This window comes from Paraburkholderia sp. HD33-4 (genome assembly GCF_021390635.1).
In the GTDB taxonomy this organism is placed as follows: Bacteria; Pseudomonadota; Gammaproteobacteria; order Burkholderiales; family Burkholderiaceae; genus Paraburkholderia.
Window position 1 is genome coordinate 1,819,327 of record NZ_JAJEJS010000002.1, and the last position, 22,395, is coordinate 1,841,721.

Annotated in this window: 13 protein-coding genes, 2 tRNA genes and 3 rRNA genes; 4 read left to right on the forward strand and 14 right to left on the reverse strand. The window is 60.6% G+C overall.

All coding sequences use genetic code 11. The annotated features are described in order from the left end of the window. Positions 1 to 7: 7 nt before the first annotated feature. The 5 genes from cyoD to L0U84_RS28340 all read right to left on the reverse strand — a co-directional run bounded on the left by cyoD (position 8) and on the right by L0U84_RS28340 (position 5,821). Complete coding sequence (cyoD, locus tag L0U84_RS28320) at positions 8 to 349, reverse strand: cytochrome o ubiquinol oxidase subunit IV (RefSeq protein ID WP_129963997.1); 342 nt, start codon at positions 347 to 349, stop codon at positions 8 to 10. Then, positions 350 to 955 carry a cytochrome o ubiquinol oxidase subunit III gene (cyoC, locus tag L0U84_RS28325; protein ID WP_018425052.1) on the reverse strand — a complete coding sequence of 202 codons (606 nt, stop codon included), beginning with the start codon at positions 953 to 955 and terminating at the stop codon, positions 350 to 352. After that, positions 955 to 2,976, reverse strand: a complete 2,022-nt coding sequence (gene cyoB / locus L0U84_RS28330; protein ID WP_233854990.1) for a cytochrome o ubiquinol oxidase subunit I — start codon at positions 2,974 to 2,976, stop codon at positions 955 to 957. Before cyoB ends, cyoC begins: the two co-directional genes overlap by 1 nt. A 3-nt stretch (positions 2,977 to 2,979) precedes the next feature. Next, positions 2,980 to 3,873: a ubiquinol oxidase subunit II gene (gene cyoA, locus L0U84_RS28335; RefSeq protein ID WP_233854992.1), complete on the reverse strand. Its 894-nt coding sequence runs from the start codon at positions 3,871 to 3,873 to the stop codon at positions 2,980 to 2,982. A 391-nt stretch (positions 3,874 to 4,264) separates the two neighbouring features. Then, complete coding sequence (locus L0U84_RS28340; RefSeq protein WP_233854994.1) at positions 4,265 to 5,821, reverse strand: NADH-quinone oxidoreductase subunit M; 1,557 nt, start codon at positions 5,819 to 5,821, stop codon at positions 4,265 to 4,267. A 687-nt stretch (positions 5,822 to 6,508) separates the two neighbouring features. Here L0U84_RS28340 and L0U84_RS28345 point away from each other — a divergent pair. The 3 genes from L0U84_RS28345 to L0U84_RS28355 all read left to right on the forward strand — a co-directional run bounded on the left by L0U84_RS28345 (position 6,509) and on the right by L0U84_RS28355 (position 11,194). Continuing rightward, the gene (locus L0U84_RS28345; RefSeq protein ID WP_233854996.1) at positions 6,509 to 7,243 is read left to right on the forward strand and encodes an ABC transporter ATP-binding protein; all 735 of its coding nucleotides are present in this window, start codon (positions 6,509 to 6,511) and stop codon (positions 7,241 to 7,243) included. Next, positions 7,233 to 9,812: an FtsX-like permease family protein gene (locus L0U84_RS28350; RefSeq protein ID WP_233854998.1), complete on the forward strand. Its 2,580-nt coding sequence runs from the start codon at positions 7,233 to 7,235 to the stop codon at positions 9,810 to 9,812. The genes L0U84_RS28345 and L0U84_RS28350 overlap by 11 nt, the downstream gene beginning before the upstream one ends. Before the next feature lie 146 nt (positions 9,813 to 9,958). After that, positions 9,959 to 11,194 (forward strand): lipocalin-like domain-containing protein, encoded by a 1,236-nt coding sequence (locus L0U84_RS28355; protein ID WP_233855001.1) that lies wholly within the window; start codon positions 9,959 to 9,961, stop codon positions 11,192 to 11,194. Between the two features lie 68 nt (positions 11,195 to 11,262). Here L0U84_RS28355 and rrf read toward each other — a convergent pair. The 5 genes from rrf to L0U84_RS28380 all read right to left on the reverse strand — a co-directional run bounded on the left by rrf (position 11,263) and on the right by L0U84_RS28380 (position 16,528). Further along, positions 11,263 to 11,376: ribosomal RNA gene (gene rrf, locus L0U84_RS28360) — 5S ribosomal RNA — on the reverse strand. Between the two features lie 155 nt (positions 11,377 to 11,531). Next, positions 11,532 to 14,412: ribosomal RNA gene (locus L0U84_RS28365) — 23S ribosomal RNA — on the reverse strand. A 310-nt stretch (positions 14,413 to 14,722) separates the two neighbouring features. After that, positions 14,723 to 14,798, reverse strand: a tRNA-Ala gene (locus L0U84_RS28370). A gap of 47 nt (positions 14,799 to 14,845) precedes the next feature. Then, positions 14,846 to 14,923, reverse strand: a tRNA-Ile gene (locus L0U84_RS28375). Between the two features lie 74 nt (positions 14,924 to 14,997). Continuing rightward, positions 14,998 to 16,528, reverse strand: a 16S ribosomal RNA gene (locus L0U84_RS28380). The 16S, 23S and 5S rRNA genes sit together here with 2 tRNA genes alongside, the layout of an rRNA operon. Positions 16,529 to 17,099: 571 nt before the next feature. On the opposite strand from L0U84_RS28380, the gene L0U84_RS28385 reads away from it, so the two are divergent. Further along, on the forward strand, positions 17,100 to 18,044 hold the full coding sequence (locus L0U84_RS28385; RefSeq protein WP_233855003.1) for a flagellar brake protein: 945 nt from the start codon (positions 17,100 to 17,102) through the stop codon (positions 18,042 to 18,044). A gap of 65 nt (positions 18,045 to 18,109) precedes the next feature. Here L0U84_RS28385 and L0U84_RS28390 read toward each other — a convergent pair whose 3' ends face one another. From L0U84_RS28390 to L0U84_RS28405, 4 genes are read right to left on the reverse strand one after another with little or no spacing between them, the layout of a single operon-like run. Continuing rightward, entirely contained in the window at positions 18,110 to 18,724 is a 615-nt protein-coding gene (locus tag L0U84_RS28390; RefSeq protein ID WP_233855005.1) for a vWA domain-containing protein, read from the reverse strand. 56 nt (positions 18,725 to 18,780) lie between these two features. After that, positions 18,781 to 19,881, reverse strand: coding sequence for an ATP-binding protein (locus tag L0U84_RS28395; RefSeq protein ID WP_233855007.1), 1,101 nt, complete (start codon positions 19,879 to 19,881; stop codon positions 18,781 to 18,783). Continuing rightward, on the reverse strand, positions 19,878 to 21,266 hold the full coding sequence (gene iscB, locus L0U84_RS28400) for an RNA-guided endonuclease IscB (protein WP_233855018.1): 1,389 nt from the start codon (positions 21,264 to 21,266) through the stop codon (positions 19,878 to 19,880). The genes L0U84_RS28395 and iscB overlap by 4 nt, the downstream gene beginning before the upstream one ends. Positions 21,267 to 21,309: 43 nt before the next feature. After that, a complete protein-coding gene (locus tag L0U84_RS28405; RefSeq protein ID WP_233855020.1) occupies positions 21,310 to 22,122 on the reverse strand; it encodes an IS5 family transposase in 813 nt (270 codons plus the stop codon). Between the last annotated feature and the right edge of the window lie 273 nt (positions 22,123 to 22,395).

Genomic DNA, 22,395 nt, shown 5'->3' on the forward strand with positions numbered 1-22,395 from the left:
TATCCGCTTACCGCGACATCATATTCATGCTGACGTTATGCATCACCCACAACGTCCCGCCAACCACGATCACCGCGGTCAGCACGGTGAACGCAAACGCCGTCACATTCCAGCGTTGCGACGACGACGTGTTCATATGCAGGAAGAACACCAGATGCACGAGGATCTGCACGAACGCGAGGCCCGCGATCGCGAACAAAGCGCTCTGGCCCGTCAACGTGCCGGTCATCACGATCGCGAAGGCCGCGACGGTCAGAATAACGGACAGCACGAAGCCCGCCGTATAGCTGCCGAAGCTGCCGTGACCGCCTTCCGAGTGTGCGCCGTGGGCGCTATGGCTATGGTCCATTTAGATCACGCTCGCAAGATAGACAAAGGTGAAAACGCCGATCCACACGACGTCGAGGAAGTGCCAGAAAAGGCTCAGGCACGTCAGACGGATCATGTCGCGCTCGGTCAGGTCACGATGACGCATCACCTGCAGCGCCAGCACCACCATCCAGATCAGGCCGAACGTCACGTGCAGACCGTGCGTGCCGACCAGCGTGAAGAACGACGACAGGAACGCGCTGCGGCTCGGACCCGCGCCTTCGGCGATCAGGTGCGAGAACTCGCGCATTTCCAGCACGAGGAACGCGAGGCCCAGCAGGAACGTCACGCCGAGCCAGCCAAGCAGCACGCCCTTGCGGTTCTTGTGCGCACCGAGCATCGCGAAGCCGTACGTGATACTCGAGAGCAGCAGCATCGTCGTTTCGAGCGCGACGCCCGGAATCTCGAACAGGTCCTTGCCGCTCGGTCCGCCCGCGAACTGGTGGCTCATCACCGCGAACACCGCGAACAGCGCCGCGAAGATGATGCAGTCGGTCATCAGGTACAGCCAGAAACCGAACACCGAGTGCGACGGCACATGGTCCGGCGCGAGTTGCGGTTCAACCGCAATAGTCTTCTGTAACATCAGTCCACCTCCAGCGCGGCCTGTGCATCGGCACGCGCGCCGACACCGGCCACGGCACCAGCGCCGCCGTTGTGTTTCTCTTCAATCAGCGCGACGGTGTCGGCCGGAATGTAATAGCCCTCGTTGTCCTGGAAGCTGTAGATGATCACGGTGGCGATCGCGCCGACAAAACCGACGATCGCAAGCCACCAAATGTGCCACACGCCTGCAAAACCAAGCACCAGCGAGAACAGACCCACCAGCAGACCCGCGGACGTATTCGACGGCATGTGAATGTCGCGATACACCGGCACCTTTTCGGCACCCTTGCGCGACTTCATTTCGGTGAACGCGTCGAGCGAGCGAATCGTCGGGATGTGCGCGAAGTTATAAGCCGGCGGCGGCGAGCTCGTCGCCCATTCCAGCGTATGACCGTCCCACGGATCGCCCGTGAGATCGCGGTTTTCCGGCAGATTGCGATCGCGGATGCTGACGAACAGCTGCAGCAACTGGAAACCGATACCGATTGCGATCAGCACCGCGCCGAACGCGGCGGCGATTAGCCACGGATGCCATGCCGGGTTGTCATAGTGATTCAGACGACGCGTCATGCCCATGAAGCCGAGCACGTACAGCGGCGTGAACGCAACCCAGAAGCCGATCTGCCAGAACCAGAACGCGGCCTTGCCGAGCTTCTCGTTCAGCTTGAAGCCGAACGCCTTCGGGAACCAGTAGTTGAAGCCGGCCAGATAGCCGAACAGCACGCCACCGATAATCACGTTGTGGAAGTGAGCGATCAGGAACAGGCTGTTGTGCAGCACGAAGTCCGCGCCCGGAATCGCCATCATCACGCCGGTCATGCCGCCGATCGTGAAGGTGACCATGAAGCCGAGGGTCCACAGAATCGGCGTCGTGAATTGCAGCCGGCCCTTGTAGATCGTGAACAGCCAGTTGAACACTTTGACGCCGGTCGGGATCGCAATCACCATCGTCGCGATACCGAAGAACGCATTGACGTCAGCGCCCGAGCCCATCGTGAAGAAGTGGTGCAGCCACACGAGGAACGACAGCACCATGATCGCGCAGGTTGCCCATACCATCGTCTTGTAGCCGAACAGCGGCTTCTTCGCAAACGTCGCGACGACTTCCGAGAAGATACCGAACGCCGGCAGGATCAGGATGTACACCTCGGGGTGGCCCCAGGCCCAGATCAGGTTCAGGTACAGCATCGCGTTGCCGCCGGCTTCGTTCGTGAAGAAGTGCATGCCGAGGTAACGGTCCAGACCGAGCAACGCGAGCGTGACGGTCAGGATCGGGAACGACGCCATGATCAGCACGTTCGTGCACAGCGCGGTCCACGTGAACACCGGCATCTTCATGAACGACATGCCCGGAGCGCGCATCTTCACGATCGTCACGAAGAAGTTCACGCCGGTCAGCAGGGTGCCGATACCGGAGAGCTGCAAGCTCCACAGGTAATAGTCGACGCCGACACCGGGGCTGAACTGCAGTTCCGACAGCGGCGGATAAGCGAGCCAGCCGGTCTGGCCGAATTCACCGATCACCAGCGAGACGTTGATCAGGATGGCGCTGACCGCCGTCATCCAGAAGCTCAGCGAGTTGATGAACGGGAACGCGACGTCGCGCGCACCGATCTGCAGCGGCACGACGAGGTTCATCAGACCGACCATGAACGTCATCGCCATGAAGAAGATCATGATGACGCCGTGCGCGGTGAAGATCTGGTCGTAGTGATGCGGCGGCAGAAAGCCCGGGCTCAGGTACGACAGCGCGAGCTGCATACGCATCATGATCGCGTCGGCGAAGCCGCGCAGCAGCATGATGAACGCAACGACGATGTACATCACGCCGATCTTCTTATGATCGACGGACGTCAGCCATTCGCTCCACAGGTAGCGCCATTTGCCGAGATACGTGATTCCGCCGAGCACGGCCAGTGCGGCGAGCACCATGCCGGCGCCCGCAGTCACGATGATTGGCTCGTGATACGGAATCGCATCGAGGGTTAGTTTTCCGAACATGCGTTACCCCTTAGGCGCACAGTTGGCGTCTTTCATGTTGTCGATGACGTTGCCGTTGTTGTAGCGGGCGATGATGTTGTTGAAGAGCTTCGGATCGACGGTCGAGAAGTAACGCACCGGGTCCTTTTCGCTCGGCTCCGACACCGCGTGATAACGGTCCATGTCGAGGCGGTCCGACGAAGCGCGCACCTTCGCAACCCATGCGTTGAAGTCTTCGGTCGACGTCGCGAGCGTACGGAACTTCATGTCCGAGAAGCCCTTGCCGCTGAAGTTCGCCGCGAGACCGGCGTAGTCGCCGGTGTGATCGGCGATCAGGTGCAGGCGCGTCTGCATGCCTGCCATCGCGTAGATCTGGCCGCCCAGCTGCGGGATGAAGAACGAGTTCATCACCGTGTCCGACGTGATCCGGAAGTTCACCGGCGTGCCGACCGGAATCGCGAGCTGGTTCACCGACGCGATGCCCAGGTCCGGATAGATGAACAGCCACTTCCAGTCGAGTGCGACGACTTCGACGTTGATCGGCTTGACCTGCGACTCGAGCGGACGATACGGATCGAGCTCATGTGTGCTCTTCCACGTCAACACGGCAAGGAACAGAATGATCAGCGTCGGAATCGTCCAGACGGCGACTTCGATCGCCGTGGAATGCGTCCAACCGGGACGGTATTCGGCGTTCCTGTTCGACGCGCGATAACGCCACGCGAAATACAGCGTCAGCGCAATGACCGGCACCACGACAATCAGCATGGCCCACGTCGAAGTCGCGATCAGATCACGCTCCGCCAGTCCCACACTCCCCTTCGGATTCAGAATATCGAGGTTGCTGCAACCCGAAAGCAGCAACATGAGGCTGGCGGAAATGAAACCTGCCGGCCTTCCAAGCGTCCGTCCTTTCATATCCACTGCCTCGTTTTTTTGACTTCAACGAACGTCATTCGACGGCTCTCCATTAATAAGCGCTCGCATAATAGGGGGGCATCGAAGGCTAATAAACACTCGATTTAGCAACGATCTATTGCGCCGCAACGCAGTGCGACACGTTGCCGCATTTCCCCGCACACCCTATTCACCAGCGTCGTTTGCGACGCTTCAAAACGAAGCATCGAAAAGTTGACGCATCGCAAAAGTCCCCTGAAATAAGCGCTAAAACTCGCTGGACGCGCAGCGGTTTCGCGGCACTACGGCCGCGCGGACATTCACAAAGGGATGGGTTGCGACGCGCAAAAGCGCAAGAGCGTCGCCGCATCCTGACGCGCGGATGCGACAACGGCTCTTGCGCTCTGTTCTTTTAACCCGGAGTGTGCGCGGCGACGGGTGCCGGTCCGGGCGCCGCTGCCTGCAGATGCTCGCCACCTTCCGCCGGCACGTTATCCGAAGGAAGCGCCGAGCGTTCCGATTGCGCGAGCAGCGTGCCGACCGACGGATCGATCGCATCGGTGAAGGGCTTCGGATCGAGACCGATCGCAAGCACCAGCAGCGCCAACGCACCGAGCAGCACGAACTCGCGCTTGCCGAGGTCTTTCAGCTTCGCCACGCGTGCATTGGCGATCGCGCCAAAGATCACCCGCTTGTACATCCACAGCGTGTAGGCCGCGCTCAGGATCAGCGTGGTCGCGGCGATCGCGCCGATCCAGAAGTTGAAGCGGATCGCGCCCATCAGCACCATGAATTCGCCGACGAAACCCGACGTGCCCGGCAGACCGATGTTGGCCATCGAGAACAGCATCACGAAAGCGGCAAAGCGCGGCATCGTGTTCGCGACACCGCCGTATTCGGCAATCGATGCGCTCTTCGTGCGGTCGTAGAGCATGCCGGTGCACAACAGCATCGCGCCGGACACCACGCCGTACGAGATCATCTGCACGATTGCGCCGGATTGGCCGAAGCGGTTGAAGACGAACAGACCGAGCGTGACGAGGCCCATGTGCGCGACCGTCGAATACGCGAGCAGGCGGCGCATGTCGGTTTGCACGAGTGCAAGCAGGCTCGAGTAGATCACCGCGACGAGCGACAGCGTGATCATCATCGGCGCGAAGAAGTGGCTCGCTTGCGGCGCGATCGGCAGCGCGAAACGCAGCAGGCCGTAGCCGCCGATCTTCAGCATGCCGATCATCACCGCGGCGCCGGTCGGGCCGTCGAGGTGCACGTCGGGCAGCCACGTGTGCAGCGGCCACATCGGCACCTTCACGCCGAACGCGGCGAGGAAGCCGAGGAAGATCAACGCCTGCGGCACCATGTCGAGATGCGCTTCGCGCCACACGGCGAGGTCGAAGCTGTGCGTCTGGCTATACAGATAGAGCAGCGACATCAGCATCATCAGCGAGCCGAGGAACGACACGAAGAAGAACTTCACCGCGGCATACGTGCGGTTCTTTTGACCATACGTGCCGATCAGCAGATACAACGGGATCAGCGTCGCCTCGAACGCAATGAAGAACATCATGCCGTCGAGCGACGTGAAGACGCCCTGCATGAAGCCCGACAGCATCAGGAATGCGCCGAAGTACTGCGCGGTGCGCTGCGTGATCGACTCCCACGACGCGATCACGATGATGATCGTCGTCAGCGCGGTAAGCGCGACGAGCCACAGCGAAATCCCGTCGATTCCCACATGCCATGCGATATCGAACGTCGGCGACCAGCGGACGTTCTCGACGAACTGCATCGAGGTCACGTCGTTACGGAAGTTCGCCACGAGCGGGATCACCGGCAAGAAACCCGCCACCGCGCCGATCAGCGCGAGCCAGCGCGTGCGATTACGCGCCGCGTCGGACCCGGCGCGCAGAACCACGAACCCGGCAACGATGGGGATCCAGATGAGAAGACTTAGGAGAGGCAATGGCATGTGCTCTGTCAAAACTTGAAGTACAAAACGCCGCGTCAACACCCCCAGAAACAGCAGGCATCGAAATGGAAATGTAAGTTGGAGTTCGCTGAAATTGACGCGTGGAGGGGTTTCCCGCTACACGTTTACCCGCAGCCGACTGACCAAGGGTGGGAGATTACCAAGATAAGAATAATTTTGCATCGCAACAGCGGCGAAATCCGCGCCACAATAAATTGTTGTGACGTGGGCGCTTGCAAAACGCATCAAAATGTGCGTTTGCACATTGTTACAAAGACCGCGCGGGACCTTGATAATTTGGCGGCAAAAGCTGGCAATTACGCGGAGGTTGGCCGCTTTTAAGCATGCGCTGTTTATAGGGCCGATTCGACTGGAACGGATCGTGCTCTTTGCTGCTCCATTACCGGTACGAATGGGCAGCCGTTAAGCAAAAATTTGCCCGAGCGACGATAAAAAAATTTTTTGGGGCGGCGCTCTAAATCGTCCCGTGAGCGGGGCGTCAACTGTGCCGAGCGCCTCGATCCAGGAACGCTGAAACTGCTCAGCTCCAGACGCGAAATATTCCATTTACCTTACGGAAAAAACCGCGCGGCGCCATGCTTCCTGCTGCGGAAATTCGCGCGACGAGGCACACTCAATTCGCCCAGCGGGCTCCCCTCGCCCGGCTCCTTTTCCGGACCTTCTCGCATGATGCTTCGTGACGACGTCGTCGTACCCGCACTCGAATGCCGCGGCCTGAGCAAGCGGTACGGCACCGGCCGCATCGTGCTCGCGCGGCTCGACTTCACGCTCGCGGCGGGCGAGTTCGTCGCGATCATGGGCGACTCGGGCGTCGGCAAGTCGACGCTGCTCAACCTGATCGCCGGACTCGACCACGCCGATAGCGGCAGCGTGCTGATCGACGGACGCCCGGTCGAGCAACTCGACGATAACGCCGCCACGCGTCTGCGCCGCCAGAAGCTCGGCTTCGTATTCCAGGCTTTTCATGTGCTGCCGCATCTGACGCTCGCGCAGAATGTCGCGCTGCCGCTGCTGCTCAATGATCTGCCGACGGCCGGCGCCCTCGACATGCTCGCGGCGGTCGGGCTCGGCGGACGCGGTGACGACTTTCCGCGCGATCTCTCCGGCGGCGAGTTGCAGCGCGTCGCGATTGCGCGCGCACTCGTGCATCGCCCAACGCTGCTGCTCGCCGACGAACCGACCGGCAACCTCGACCCCGCCACCGCGCACGACGTGCTCGGCCTGTTCCGCGCGCAAAGCAAGGCGACCGGCGCGGCAACGATCATGGTCACGCATTCGGAGGCCGCGGCCGCCGTGGCCGACCGCGTGTTGATCCTGAGCGACGGCGGCCTGCATGCCGCGCGCGATCAAGCCGCGAATGCCTCGCACGCCGCAGCCCGCTCGACCGACGATGGCCGCTGACCTTCATCCGTCGCCGCGCGCGCCCGGATATCGGGCTCTCGCGCGCTGGCTGTTGGCCGCGGAATGGCGCAGTCATCGCGGACGCGCACTCGTCGCAATCGCGACCATCGCGCTAGGCGTCGCGCTCGGCTACGCGGTGCAATTGATCAACAGCGCGGCCTTCAACGAATTCTCGGCGGCCGCGCGCAGTCTGTCCGGCGAAGCGGATCTGCAGGTGCGCGGCGCGCAGCCTTTCATCGACGAGTCCCTCTATCCGCAACTGGCCAACGAGTCGGGCGTGGCGCTGGCGAGCCCCGCACTCGCGCTCGATGTCGCGGTGCCGGGACACAGCGGCGCGCTGCCCGTCCTCGGCGTCGACGTTTTCAAGGCGAGCCGGATCACGCCCGATCTGATCGGTGTGCCCTCGCCTGACCGCCCGTTCGACACGCTCGCCTCGGATGCGATATTTCTGTCGACAGCCGCGCAGCAATGGCTGAACGTCAAGACCGGCGACGACGTGACGCTGCGCAGCGGCACGTCGGACCTGCATCTGCGTGTCGCGGGCGGGCTCGTGCGCACGCGGCCGGGACAACGACTCGCGGTGATGGACATCGCCGCCGCGCAATGGCGATTCGGCAAGGTGGGCAAGCTGTCGCGCATCGACGTGCAGCTCGAACGCGGCGTCGATCGGCAACGTTTCAAACGGGCTCTGCAACAGCAGCTCGGCACCGCGTGGGTGGTCGCCGAGACGCGCGACACCGAAAGCCGCACCGATCGTCTGTCTCGTGCTTACCGGATCAACATGAACGTGCTCGCGCTGGTCGCGCTGTTCACGGGCGCGTTCCTCGTGTTTTCGACGCAGGCGCTCGGTGTCGTGCGACGCCGCTCGCAATTCGCGATGCTGCGCGTGCTCGGACTCACGCGAGCTCAGCTGCTGCGCCAGATCCTGCTCGAAGGCGCGCTGCTCGGCCTGCTCGGCTCGTTGTGCGGACTCGCGCTCGGCTACGCGATGGCCAGCGGTGCGCTGCGCTTTTTCGGCAGCGATCTCGGTGGTGGCTATTTTCCAGGCGTACAACCGCGCGTCGGTTTCGAGCCGCTCGCGAGCGCGGTGTTTCTCGCGCTCGGGGTCGCGGTGTCGGTGTTGGGCAGCGTCGCGCCCGCCATCGACGCGGCGCGCGCACGACCGGCCGCGGCTCTCAAGGCCGGCGCCGAGGAAAGCGCGTTGGCGCGGCTCGCGACGCCATGGCCCGCGTTCGGCTGTTTGCTGGTCGCCGGCGTGCTGACGCGTGTGCCGCCGTGGTTCGATGCACCTATTGCCGGTTATCTGGCGGTCGCGTTGCTGCTCGTTGGCGGCATTGCGCTGATGCCGCGCGTGACCGCACTGATATTCGGCGCAGCGAGCCGCGCGCGCGGCACGCGGCGCCGTGCGGGTGCGACGGGCACGCTCGCGATTGCGCGTCTCGCGAATGCGCCGGGGCAGGCGTCGATCGCAATGGGCGGCGTGCTGTCGAGCTTCGCGCTGATCGTCGCGATGGCGATCATGGTCGCCAGCTTCCGCGTATCGGTCGACGACTGGATCACGCATCTGCTGTCCGCCGATTTGTACGTGCGCGTAGCGTCGGGGGGTAATAGCGGCGACAGTGGCGGTTTGCGGCCGGACGAACAGACGCGCGTCTCGACGGTGCCCGGCGTCCGCAACGCTGCGTTCGCGCGCATCACGCATCTGACGCTCGATCCCGCACGCCCGGACGTCGCGCTGCTCGCGCGCGATATCGACGCAGCCGATCCGGGCGCAACTCTGCAGATGACCGGCGCGGTGCTATCCCCGTCCGCACTTCGCGCCGGTGACATGCCTATTTGGGTATCCGAAGCAATGATCGACCTATATGGCTATAAGTTGGGGCAACGTGTGCGGTTACCGCTTGGCGAGCATGGCCGGACGTTCGTCGTAGCCGGCGTCTGGCGCGACTACGCGCGGCAAAGCGGCGCGATCCAGATTCGGCTTGCCGATTATCGGCGGCTGACCGGCGACTCCACCGCAACCGATGTCGCCGTGACCGTCGAGCCGGGCGTGAGTGTCGAACGCGTCGTCGCAGGTTTGAAGGCATTGCCGTTTGGCGCTTCGCTCGAATCTTCTCAACCGGGAGAGATCCGGGCGCGCACGCTGGTCATCTTCGACCGCAGTTTCGTCGTCACGTATCTGCTCGAGGCGGTGGCGATCGTGATCGGCTTGTTCGGCGTCGCCGCGACGTTTTCCGCGCAGACGCTCGCGCGCGCCCGCGAATTCGGGATGTTGCGCCATGTCGGCGTGACGCGCGCGCAGATCTTCGCGATCCTCGCATCGGAGGGCGGTCTGCTCACCGGATGCGGCATTGCGCTCGGTTTCTCGCTTGGTTTCGCAGTCAGCCTGATTCTCGTGTTCGTCGTCAATCCGCAGTCGTTTCACTGGAGCATGTCACTGCATGTACCGTGGTTCGTGCTCGGCACCGTCGCGGTGGTGATGCTGGTACTGTCGTGCACGACCGCAGTGGTCGCGGGACGCGGCGCTGTGTCGGTCGATGCAGTTCGCGCGGTGAAGGAGGACTGGTGATGCGAGTTGCACTGCGTGCGTGGGGAATGGTGTTGGTCTGGGATAGCGCGAGCATTCGTGAGGTTTGCTCTACGCTATGCGGATGCGCGACTCGGATCGTGCGTGTATCGAGCGTATCGCTGCGAGCGAATGTGGCCAATTCGACGATGTCCACGCTAGTAACGTTATTCCAGGCGCCGGCTCGGATTCCGACTCTGACTCTGACTCCGATTGCGATTTCGCGCGGAGACTCCAAGTCTCCACTGCGACGCCTTCACCTTCTTTTTCGTGGCCTATTTTGCGTTGGCCTGGCCGCTGTTTCGCCGTCGCATGCGGCGACTAGCGACTTCTCCGCGTCCACGCCGGTAGCCTTCGCGGCAGTCACGCCAGACCATACGATCTCGTTTCCGCAAGACAGCGGTGCCCATCCGGCTTTCCGTACCGAATGGTGGTACGCAACTGGCTGGCTCACGACGCCCGACAACCGACCGCTCGGATTCCAGATCACCTTCTTCCGTTCGGCGACCGGTCACGATCGCGCCGATCCCAGCGCCTTCGCTCCCTCGCAACTGATCATCGCGCACGCTGCGCTGAGCGATCCGTCTCTCGGACACCTCGCTCATGATCAACGCATCGCTCGGCAAGGTCTCGGGCTCGCCTACGCGAAACCCGCCAACACCGACGTCAAACTCGACGCATGGAAAATGATGCGCGCCGCGGACGGCCACTACGACGTCAGCGCCGACGCAAGCGGATTCTCGCTACATCTCCAACTCACGCCAACGCAGCCTCCGCTGATTCAGGGCGAACGCGGTTACTCGCGCAAAGGACTGCGGCCAGAACAGGCAAGCTACTACTACAGCGAGCCGCAGCTCCGCGTGAGGGGCACTGTCGTGCGCCCCGTTCAGGCTGGGAACGAGCCAACGCGCAATACAGCTGTGACGGGCACCGCTTGGCTCGATCACGAATGGTCGAGCACATATCTCGACGCCCATGCGGTCGGATGGGATTGGCTCGGTGCCAATTTGACGGACGGCTCAGCCCTGATGGCGTTCAAGATGCGTAGCCGCGATGGACATGCAATATGGGCCCACGCGACGCTTCGCAAGCCCGATGGACAAGTAATGAACTTCGGCTCCGCTGACGTCGATTTCACGCCGCGTCGCATGTGGCGTTCGCCGCGCACGAGTGCTTCGTACCCTGTCTCGATGATGGTTAGAACCGGCTCGCAGACGTGGCAACTCGATCCGCTGATGGACGATCAGGAACTCGATTCACGACAGTCCACTGGCGCGGTGTACTGGGAAGGCGCGGTGCGGGTGAGTCAACAGAATGCGGATGTAGGGCGAGCCTATCTCGAACTGACCGGTTACGCGGATGCGCTGCGGATGGGCAAGCAGTGAGGCTCGCAAACGGCCGCGTAAACGCAGAAACCCCACCGCGGAGGGTGGGGTTTCTGACTGGGTAAGGAGCCTGACGATTACCTACTTTCACACGGGCAATCCGCACTATCATCGGCGTGGAGTCGTTTCACGGTCCTGTTCGGGATGGGAAGGGGTGGGACCGACTCGCTATGGTCATCAGGCATGACGGGTTGCTGCGTCGCAATGGTATGCGCCACAGCCAATCTGGAAGAAGCGTAAAGGATTCGTGTGTGGGGGTTGCGTTGTTTCTGGCACAACACCGATCTCAACCCTGTGCGTGTCGCTCCCCTCGCTGGGGGTAAAACACACCGGTTATAGGATCAAGCCTTACGGGCAATTAGTATCAGTTAGCTCAGTACATTACTGTACGTGCACACCTGACCTATCAACGTCCTGGTCTTGAACGACCCTTCAAGGGGCTCGAAGCCCCGGGGATATCTCATCTTAAGGCGAGTTTCCCGCTTAGATGCTTTCAGCGGTTATCTCTTCCGAACATAGCTACCCGGCGATGCCACTGGCGTGACAACCGGTACACCAGAGGTTCGTCCACTCCGGTCCTCTCGTACTAGGAGCAGCCCCCTTCAAATATCCAGCGCCCACGGCAGATAGGGACCAAACTGTCTCACGACGTTTTAAACCCAGCTCACGTACCTCTTTAAATGGCGAACAGCCATACCCTTGGGACCGGCTACAGCCCCAGGATGAGATGAGCCGACATCGAGGTGCCAAACACCGCCGTCGATATGAACTCTTGGGCGGTATCAGCCTGTTATCCCCAGAGTACCTTTTATCCGTTGAGCGATGGCCCTTCCATACAGAACCACCGGATCACTATGACCTGCTTTCGCACCTGTTCGACTTGTCAGTCTCACAGTCAAGCACGCTTATGCCATTGCACTATCAGCACGATTTCCGACCGTACCTAGCGTACCTTCGTACTCCTCCGTTACACTTTGGGAGGAGACCGCCCCAGTCAAACTGCCTACCATGCACTGTCCCCGACCCGGATTACGGGCCAAGGTTAGAACCTCAAACAGATCAGGGTGGTATTTCAAGGACGGCTCCACGCAGACTGGCGTCCACGCTTCATAGCCTCCCACCTATCCTACACAGACCGGTTCAAAGTCCAATGCAAAGCTACAGTAAAGGTTCATGGGGTCTTTCCGTCTAGCCGCGGGGAGATTGCATCATCACAAACACTTCAACTTCGCTGAGTCTCGGGAGGAGACAGTGTGGCCATCGTTACGCCATTCGTGCAGGTCGGAACTTACCCGACAAGGAATTTCGCTACCTTAGGACCGTTATAGTTACGGCCGCCGTTTACCGGGACTTCAATCAAGAGCTTGCACCCCATCATTTAATCTTCCGGCACCGGGCAGGCGTCACACCCTATACGTCCACTTTCGTGTTTGCAGAGTGCTGTGTTTTTATTAAACAGTCGCAGCCACCAGTTTATTGCAACCCTTTCACCCTCCTGGCGCAGGCCAGTCAAGCTACAAGGGCGTACCTTATCCCGAAGTTACGGTACCAATTTGCCGAGTTCCTTCTCCCGAGTTCTCTCAAGCGCCTTAGAATACTCATCTCGCCCACCTGTGTCGGTTTGCGGTACGGTCACTGTGAAACTGAAGCTTAGAGGCTTTTCCTGGAACCCCTTCCAGTTGCTTCGCTTCCGAAGAAGCTCGCGCCACACCCTTGAGTCCTGTGCCCGGATTTGCCAAAGCACCCTCTTCAATGCAGCGACCGGGACTTCCAACACCCGGACAACCTTCCGCGATCCGTCCCCCCATCGCATTTCACAATGGTGCAGAAATATTAATCTGCTTCCCATCAGCTACGCATTTCTGCCTCGCCTTAGGGGCCGACTCACCCTACGCCGATGAACGTTGCGTAGGAAACCTTGGGCTTACGGCGAGGGGGCCTTTCACCCCCTTTATCGCTACTCATGTCAGCATTCGCACTTCCGATACCTCCAGCACACTTTCCAGTGCACCTTCGCAGGCTTACGGAACGCTCTCCTACCATGCGTGCAAAGCACGCATCCGCAGCTTCGGTATATGACTTAGCCCCGTTACATCTTCCGCGCAGGACGACTCGATCAGTGAGCTATTACGCTTTCTTTAAAGGGTGGCTGCTTCTAAGCCAACCTCCTGACTGTTTTAGCCTTCCCACTTCGTTTCCCACTTAGTCATATTTGGGGACCTTAGCTGGCGGTCTGGGTTGTTTCCCTCTTGACACCGGACGTTAGCACCCGATGTCTGTCTCCCGTGATTGCACTCTTCGGTATTCGGAGTTTGCTATGGCGTAGTAATCCGCAATGGACCCCACAACCATGACAGTGCTCTACCCCCGAAGGTGATACACGAGGCACTACCTAAATAGTTTTCGGAGAGAACCAGCTATTTCCAGGTTTGTTTAGCCTTTCACCCCTATCCACAGCTCATCCCCTAACTTTTCAACGTTAGTGGGTTCGGTCCTCCAGCACGTGTTACCGTGCCTTCAACCTGGCCATGGATAGATCACCTGGTTTCGGGTCTACACCCAGCGACTGAACGCCCTGTTCGGACTCGCTTTCGCTACGCCTGCCCTAATCGGTTAAGCTTGCCACTGAATGTAAGTCGCTGACCCATTATACAAAAGGTACGCCGTCACCCCTTGCGAGGCTCCGACTGTTTGTATGCATGCGGTTTCAGGATCTATTTCACTCCCCTCCCGGGGTTCTTTTCGCCTTTCCCTCACGGTACTGGTTCACTATCGGTCGATCACGAGTATTTAGCCTTGGAGGATGGTCCCCCCATCTTCAGACAGGATTTCACGTGTCCCGCCCTACTTGTCGTACACCTAGTTCTTCCTCGCTGTTTTCGTCTACAGGGCTATCACCTGCTATGGCCGCACTTTCCAGAGCGTTCGACTAACAATGAGAATAAAGAGTACAGGCTGATCCCATTTCGCTCGCCACTACTTTGGGAATCTCGGTTGATTTCTTTTCCTGCGGTTACTTAGATGTTTCAGTTCACCGCGTTCGCTTCACATGACCTATGTATTCAGTCATGGATACTCCATTAGGAGTGGGTTTCCCCATTCGGACATCTCCGGATCAAAGCTTGTTTGCCAGCTCCCCGGAGCTTTTCGCAGGCTACCGCGTCCTTCATCGCCTGTGATCGCCAAGGCATCCACCACATGCACTTGTTCGCTTGACCCTATAACGGGTGTGTCTCTCAATGATTGCTCACCGCAGATCACTTCCGCTACAGGTTGAGTATTCGTGTTGCGCCGTATTCCAAAGCAATCTTTCGATCACTTAAAAATACATCGATACAATCACAACCCTGATTCACCTACTCACGCACCCATCTCTAAGTACGCTTTCGTGAATCTCTTTACTACTTCTTCCTGATTGTTAAAGAACGACAGCCGATTATGAGTTGCCTCATATCGCTCTGACTGGCTCAATCGCCAATGCAAAGTACTCAGCATCCCACTTCGTGCTGAACCCTTGGCATTGAGGATTGGTGGAGGATGACGGGATCGAACCGACGACCCCCTGCTTGCAAAGCAGGTGCTCTCCCAGCTGAGCTAATCCCCCGGTCATACAGCACTCACGGGCGCCCCAGCCTGCACCACAGACAAGGATGGTGGGTCTGGATGGATTCGAACCATCGACCCCCCGCCTTATCAAGACGGTGCTCTAACCGACTGAGCTACAGACCCCTGAGCCTGTCTGCGTTGCTTCTACTAACCACAGCCGATAAGCGTGAGCGCTTGCGCAGCAATGCAAGCTCTGGAAAGGAGGTGATCCAGCCGCACCTTCCGATACGGCTACCTTGTTACGACTTCACCCCAGTCATGAATCCTACCGTGGTGACCGTCCTCCTTGCGGTTAGACTAGCCACTTCTGGTAAAACCCACTCCCATGGTGTGACGGGCGGTGTGTACAAGACCCGGGAACGTATTCACCGCGGCATGCTGATCCGCGATTACTAGCGATTCCAGCTTCACGCACTCGAGTTGCAGAGTGCGATCCGGACTACGATCGGTTTTCTGGGATTGGCTCCACCTCGCGGCTTGGCAACCCTCTGTTCCGACCATTGTATGACGTGTGAAGCCCTACCCATAAGGGCCATGAGGACTTGACGTCATCCCCACCTTCCTCCGGTTTGTCACCGGCAGTCTCCCTGGAGTGCTCTTGCGTAGCAACTAGGGACAAGGGTTGCGCTCGTTGCGGGACTTAACCCAACATCTCACGACACGAGCTGACGACAGCCATGCAGCACCTGTGTTATGGCTCCCTTTCGGGCACTCCCACCTCTCAGCAGGATTCCATACATGTCAAGGGTAGGTAAGGTTTTTCGCGTTGCATCGAATTAATCCACATCATCCACCGCTTGTGCGGGTCCCCGTCAATTCCTTTGAGTTTTAATCTTGCGACCGTACTCCCCAGGCGGTCAACTTCACGCGTTAGCTACGTTACCAAGCCAATGAAGGCCCGACAACCAGTTGACATCGTTTAGGGCGTGGACTACCAGGGTATCTAATCCTGTTTGCTCCCCACGCTTTCGTGCATGAGCGTCAGTATTGACCCAGGGGGCTGCCTTCGCCATCGGTATTCCTCCACATCTCTACGCATTTCACTGCTACACGTGGAATTCTACCCCCCTCTGCCATACTCGAGCGATGCAGTCACCAATGCAGTTCCCAGGTTAAGCCCGGGGATTTCACATCGGTCTTACATCACCGCCTGCGCACGCTTTACGCCCAGTAATTCCGATTAACGCTCGCACCCTACGTATTACCGCGGCTGCTGGCACGTAGTTAGCCGGTGCTTATTCTTCCGGTACCGTCATCCCTCACGGATATTAGCCACGAGGTTTTCTTTCCGGACAAAAGTGCTTTACAACCCGAAGGCCTTCTTCACACACGCGGCATTGCTGGATCAGGCTTGCGCCCATTGTCCAAAATTCCCCACTGCTGCCTCCCGTAGGAGTCTGGGCCGTGTCTCAGTCCCAGTGTGGCTGGTCGTCCTCTCAGACCAGCTACAGATCGTCGGCTTGGTAGGCCTTTACCCCACCAACTACCTAATCTGCCATCGGCCGCCCCTTGAGCGCGAGGTCCGAAGATCCCCCGCTTTCCTCCATAGAGCGTATGCGGTATTAATCCGGCTTTCGCCGGGCTATCCCCCACTCCAGGACACGTTCCGATGTATTACTCACCCGTTCGCCACTCGCCACCAGGATTGCTCCCGTGCTGCCGTTCGACTTGCATGTGTAAGGCATGCCGCCAGCGTTCAATCTGAGCCAGGATCAAACTCTTCAGTTCAAACCTGTTACTGTTTTCGGTTCTCTCGAACCGGTCGCTCACTCAACGTACTGACGATGATCAATCCGTCTTTCGACAGATAAACCTTCCTCTAATACTGTGTGAGGCTTCTGATACTTTTGCCTTGCAGCAGACTCCGAAGAATCCGCCGCCGCATTCCGCATCAAGCGCCCACACTTATCGGCTGTTAGTTTTTAAAGATCGATCCGCCCAACCCGCAGCGCCTGAACCACAACCACCCGGCACCGCTTCGTTTGCGTCGCTGCGTCTGCAGCAGAGAAACGAGATTATGGAGAGCGATCGACAACACGTCAAGCCCCTTCTGCGAATTTCTTTTGGGAGCAAAGACGGCCATCTCCATCGCATTGCCACCTGCCACCAAAAGAGTCAACTCAGCCTGAAACCAAAAAGAAGGCAAAATAGTTAGTCATCCGATTCAATGAAGTTCAGCCACCAACGAAACAAAGCAGTCCGGTCACAGTTCGATCCAAACACCGCTCCCCAAACTAAAGTTTTACCCTTCCCCGCCGTCATTCAGATTATCCCGCCACTTAAATTAGCTGCCGACACTATGGACAATCCCGTCGACGCACACGTCGAGGAAACCCGGCCCGCCGCTCCATCAGCGGCGCTCGAGCCAGAAATGGTGCCAGTAGGCACGCCGCTCCCATGGCCGATCGTCGACGCCGACGGCACGCTGCTCTTCGCCAGCGCCACGACGCTCGCGACGACCGACGAGCGCGCCTTCCTATTCCAACACTTTCACCCCCAACGCGGCGACCTGCTGAACCTCGGCGCACCACAACCGCCTGCGCCCACCGCCCAGCCCGACCCGGCCGGTGAGCTGACGCTCAAGGACATGCACCTCGAAATCGGCGCATTGATCGGCATGCGTTCGCAACTCGGTAGCGGCGCGCCGATGCACCCATGCCGCATCATCGGTTTCGCGCCGAACCATGCGCTGTTCGTCACGCCGCCGATGCAGCAGGGCCAACCGCTGCCGCTCACGCCCGGCGAGAACGTCGAGATCGTCGCGATCGCGAGTCAGGCCGTGTTCCGTTTCGTCTGCACGGTCGAAGCGGTCTGCCGCATGCCGTTCGACTATGTCGTGTTGTCGAAGCCTGGCGTGGTCCGCCGCCTCCGTGAGCGCAAATCGATCCGCGTCCATGCGCACCTGCCCGTGCGGTTCGGCATCGGCGAAAGCGGCGACACTTACGAAGGCCTCGGACTCGCGAAGGGCATCAGCGCGCTCGGCATGTCGTTGAGTGCGGCATGGACCCTGGGCGAGATCAGCGAGCGGCTGCGCATCGCGTTCCGGCTGAAATCGGCCGAGTACGATGCGCAGATCGAGACGACGGCAGTGATCCGCAACATTCAGAAAGGCAAAACGCCCGGCGAGCCGTCAATGCATGGGCTCGAACTGGATCAGCTCGATACCGCTCAACAGATGGCGATGAAGGTGTTCGTGTTCGACCGTCAAGAGGATGTGCAGCACTGGTCCAACGGCCTGAAATAAGCGCTACGGCTGGGAAGCAACGCGCGTGTGGACGCAGCACGCCGACCTCGCTGCGTACACATCGATCAGCCGATCAACTCTTCCGGCGTCAGGCGCCGCGCGCCCCACGCATCGGCGAGCACTTCGCAGCGGCCGAGCCGTATCGCACCACGGTCGAAATCGACGAACACGACTTCATCGGCATCGGCCGGCCGAGCGGGTTCGTCGCGCGTGCGGCCGTCGGTCAGAATCCATAACCAGCGCTGCTGGGCCGGTCGTCGCCGCGCGCTGAGTTCGAGCAGTTGCGCGGCGCGGCGCACGCCCGAAGCGAGCGGCGTGCCGCCGCCTCCGCCCACGGGCGCGAGCCATCGCTCGTTCCACCAGCGCGGCACGGCAGGACCGAAGCGTACGTCCGCGCCCGCCCCGCCGAAGCAGATCAACGCAGCCTCGGCGCGCATTGCACTCGCACGGTCGAACAAGGCAGTCAATAAACCCTTTGCGAGCGCGAGGCGCTGGCCCGCCAGCATCGACCCGGAGCAATCGAGCACGAAGCAATGCAGCACACCGCCGCGCGGCATTTCGCGCACGAAGCGCAAATGCTCCCGACCGAGCGTGCGCTCGCGCATCGCGGCGAGCGTCGGCGGCCATGCAATGCGCCTGCCCGGTTCGCCGCGCGACGTGTCGCGCGAACCCACCCCCACGCCTTGCCGCCATCGAAAACCGCTGCGCGAGTCAGCGGCGGCGCCTTTCCGATGGCTCAGCGTTTTTTTGCGTCGAGCGGAATGACACCCTTGACGGGCACAGCCGGGGCCGGCTCAGGAGGCAGGTAGCCCCAGTCGGTGTCGGCGGAAGATGAGGTGGATGCGGCCGCAGGGCCAGACGCACCTCCAGCGACGTCCCGTGGCCGCGCCTCGCTTTCCGACCGGCGCTGATTCGCATGCTGCGAATCATGCTGACGCCGCCGATGAAGCAGGACTGCATCGGCAACGCGCTCCACATGGCCCACCGTCACAACATCCGCCTGTTCGAACGCGGCCAGCGCGCGCGCCGCGCGCAGCATCACGAGATCGGCGCGCAGGCCGTCGACGGCCGCGTCGATGCACAGCGCGCTCACGCGCGCATGAACGGTGTCATCGAACGACAGCAGCGGCAGCGCCGCGCGCGCCGAGCGAATTCGCTGTACGTATGAAGCCTGCTGCTCCGCATAGGTGGCACGAAACCCAGCGGCATCGAGATCGAACGCAAAGCGCGCTTTGACGATCGCCTGCCGCACCTGCGGCTCGAACGCGTTCTGCAACTCCACCATCAGACCAAAGCGGTCGATCAGCTGCGGCCGCAACTCGCCCTCTTCGGGATTCATCGTGCCGATCAGCACGAAGCTCGCGTCATGACTATGCGATACGCCATCGCGTTCAACTGTATTTACGCCGCTCGCCGCCGCATCGAGCAACGCATCGACGAGCGCATCGGGCAGCAGATTGACTTCGTCGACGTACAGCACGCCCCGATGCGCCTTCGCGAGCAACCCCGGCGAGAAGCGCACCGAGCCGTCGCGCAACACGGTTTCGATATCGAGCGTGCCGATAAGCCGATCCTCGCTCGCGCCAAGCGGCAGATTCACGAGCTGTCCTTCCGGCAGCAGTTCGGCGAGCGCGCGTGCGGCGGTCGACTTCGCGGTGCCACGCGGTCCGCTGATCAGCACGCCACCGAGGCCCGGATCGATCGCCGCAAGCACCAGCGCCTGCTGCAACGAGGCCTGGCCGATCAGCGCCGCAAACGGAAAACCCGGCCGTGCGCCCGCGGCCGATGCAAAACCCGCGTCATTCAAGTCGTCCTTTCCTCGCGTCGCTCCATTCATCGGAATGCGCGGGAAACCTCGGCATTCATGCCGGGGAGGGATAGCGCGGCATGCACAGCACGCCCTACGCCCGCATCTCCTTGTCGAAAGCTATCCTTGGGTTGAACGGAATATGCATAGCCATCACCGCGCTGAACGAGCGCGCAGTGACGGTAGCTGATACCCTGAACGACGGCCGAGGCCGTCTGAATGTTGAACGAACCCGTTGCGCGCACGGCAACGCGTCCGATATGGATGCCCGCCTTCTTGCCGCTGGGCACATCGGCGCGCACGTGGTCGCCCGTCTGGAACCCCTGTACCTGCTTTTGCCGCATGAGATATCCTCGGGGGAAGCCATGTCGGGTCAAGCGCGTGCGCTGGTAGCTGCCGCGCCCGGTGGCCTTGATCGCCAGCGACGGGCGCTGCCAGCCCCGAATGCTGTCCACCTGCCCGACACACGCTGCATCGAGTGCATGGGTCTTCGGGATGTCATGGCTGACGCGGTTGAACTTCGTACGTCCCCCGGAGGCGAGTTCAAGTGGCAGGCCAGTGGCCCGAAGCGCATTGGCAAGCGCCCAGCGCGTCGTATTGACCGCGGCGGCATCCCTGAGTGGGCGAGATGCGGTAGCGAGGATGCGCGCCAGGCGCGTCGGGTCCTTGACGTACTCGCGTACATCGAGCGAACCCTTGCCCTGGTTGCAGTCGCTGCAGGCCAACCCCAGATTGCCAATCCGGTTGCTGCCATTGCGCGCACGGGCGCTCAGGTGTTCAATCTGCAACGGACGATCCGTGATATCGCAGTAGATGCAGGTGCGGTTCCACTTCTCCAGCAGGTACTCGCGCACCTCGTAGCCCGCCAGCGTGCCTTGCTGATACTCGACGCCCAAGATTTCAGGATTGTCGAGCGCCTGCGTGTCGAAGCGCACCAGCTCCGACGAGAGTGCCGTAACCGGTGTCCAACGGCGGATCCGGCTCATCCATGCCATGGTGTTGTGAACGCGATGCATCAGGCTCGGCGAAAGCCAGCCTTCGGGCTTCCTGCGGTTCAGGAAGCGCGGCGCTCGGTGGCGCAGGTTTGCACCTCGACGGCGCCGACGAAAGGCACGACGGGACGTCAGGGCCTCACTGATCTGTCTGCCGCGGTGAACCAGCTCGAACAGGTTTAGCACTGCCACGCCGTGCCCGGCCTCGCGCACAAGAGCGATGCCCGTGACCTTGCTTCCAGGATCGAGCTTGATGCGCAGCGACTGGAATGAACAGGCGTCCACTTTGCGATCGACGAGCCGGATCACGAACGGCACGACGCGGTGCACGCGGGCTCGAGCGCGCGCGAGCAGCAGCCTTGCGCGCTTCTCGCTGCACGGCATCAGCGGTTTACCATTCCGGTCCAACACAAACACCGACATGTCGGCTCCTTCAAAAACGTTGCCCTTACGGGCCTAGAGCGTGTTAGGAACTCTGAAGTACAGGAACCGCGTGGACAAGCATAAGCATTGCGAAGACGACGAAATGAAGGCCGGCGAGCGTTTCAGGTAGCCGCTCATAGTCACGTGCGAGACGTCGGAAACGGTTGAGCCAGCCAAAGCTGCGCTCGACAACCCAACGCCGGGGCAGCAGTACAAAGCCCTTCTTCGTTTCCTCGAGTTTGATCACCTGTAGTTCAATGCCTTCGTCAAGTGCTGCCTGCGCTGGCTCTTTACCCGTGTATCCCTGATCGGCAAATGCCACCTTGACCGTGTGTCCAGTTACCTGCTGAACCTGATGTGCAAGCTCCGCTACCTGCGCGCGTTCCTGTTCATTGGCGGGTGTCACGTGAACCGCCAGCAACTGTCCCAGCGTGTCCACTGCAATATGTACCTTGCTGCCGCGCTTGCGCTTATACCCGTCGTAGCCCGCACGCGGGCCGCTCTCGCAGGTCGACTGTATCGTGCGGCCATCGAGGATGACCGCGCTCGGCTGCCCCTGGCGCCCCTGTGCCACGCGAATCACCGAGCGTAGGTCACTCACCATGCTCTCAAAGCAGCCTGCTTGCAACCAGCGTTGAGTCTGCTGATACACCAGTTCCCAAGGAGGGAAATCATTGGGCAACATCCTCCACGGCGCGCCGGCACGGGCCATCCAGCGCAATGCATCAAACATGTCGCGTAGTTCGTATTTGCGCTGGGGCGCATCGACGTCCATCAACGTCAGATACGGTGCCGCGAAAAACCATTCTTCGTCCGACACATCGGTCGGATACCCTTTGCGGTTTGCTTTTGTCATTCCGCCAGGATACCAGGTCTCAATCGAAGTTCCTAACACGCTCTAGTGACGCTTCCCTTGCAGGAAGTCTCCCCTCGACCATGTTGCGCAGCAGGTGTCAGCAACAACAGGGCTGACCGGGACGATCCGTTTCGTGCTTACCCGGTCGCTTGTCTGCGACCGTCCCTTCCAGTGCCTGACGCTGAGGAAGCACGTCAGGGTGGGGTCTACTGTCTTCTGAGCAACGTAGCGCCTGTCGGCGCTCGGTCTGGTCAACCCGAGCCTGATCTACCG

Excerpts from the sequence above, each read along its gene's own strand:
- cyoC (WP_018425052.1), bottom strand. The coding sequence starts at position 955 with ATGTTACAGAAGACTATTGCGGTTGAACCGCAACTCGCGCCGGACCAT.
- L0U84_RS28340 (WP_233854994.1), bottom strand. The coding sequence starts at position 5,821 with ATGCCATTGCCTCTCCTAAGTCTTCTCATCTGGATCCCCATCGTTGCC.
- cyoA (WP_233854992.1), bottom strand. The coding sequence starts at position 3,873 with ATGAAAGGACGGACGCTTGGAAGGCCGGCAGGTTTCATTTCCGCCAGC.
- L0U84_RS28405 (WP_233855020.1), bottom strand. The coding sequence starts at position 22,122 with ATGACAAAAGCAAACCGCAAAGGGTATCCGACCGATGTGTCGGACGAA.
- cyoB (WP_233854990.1), bottom strand. The coding sequence starts at position 2,976 with ATGTTCGGAAAACTAACCCTCGATGCGATTCCGTATCACGAGCCAATC.
- L0U84_RS28350 (WP_233854998.1), top strand. The coding sequence starts at position 7,233 with ATGGCCGCTGACCTTCATCCGTCGCCGCGCGCGCCCGGATATCGGGCT.
- L0U84_RS28395 (WP_233855007.1), bottom strand. The coding sequence starts at position 19,881 with ATGAATGGAGCGACGCGAGGAAAGGACGACTTGAATGACGCGGGTTTT.
- L0U84_RS28355 (WP_233855001.1), top strand. The coding sequence starts at position 9,959 with ATGTCCACGCTAGTAACGTTATTCCAGGCGCCGGCTCGGATTCCGACT.
- L0U84_RS28345 (WP_233854996.1), top strand. The coding sequence starts at position 6,509 with ATGATGCTTCGTGACGACGTCGTCGTACCCGCACTCGAATGCCGCGGC.
- iscB (WP_233855018.1), bottom strand. The coding sequence starts at position 21,266 with ATGTCGGTGTTTGTGTTGGACCGGAATGGTAAACCGCTGATGCCGTGC.
- L0U84_RS28385 (WP_233855003.1), top strand. The coding sequence starts at position 17,100 with ATGGACAATCCCGTCGACGCACACGTCGAGGAAACCCGGCCCGCCGCT.
- cyoD (WP_129963997.1), bottom strand. The coding sequence starts at position 349 with ATGGACCATAGCCATAGCGCCCACGGCGCACACTCGGAAGGCGGTCAC.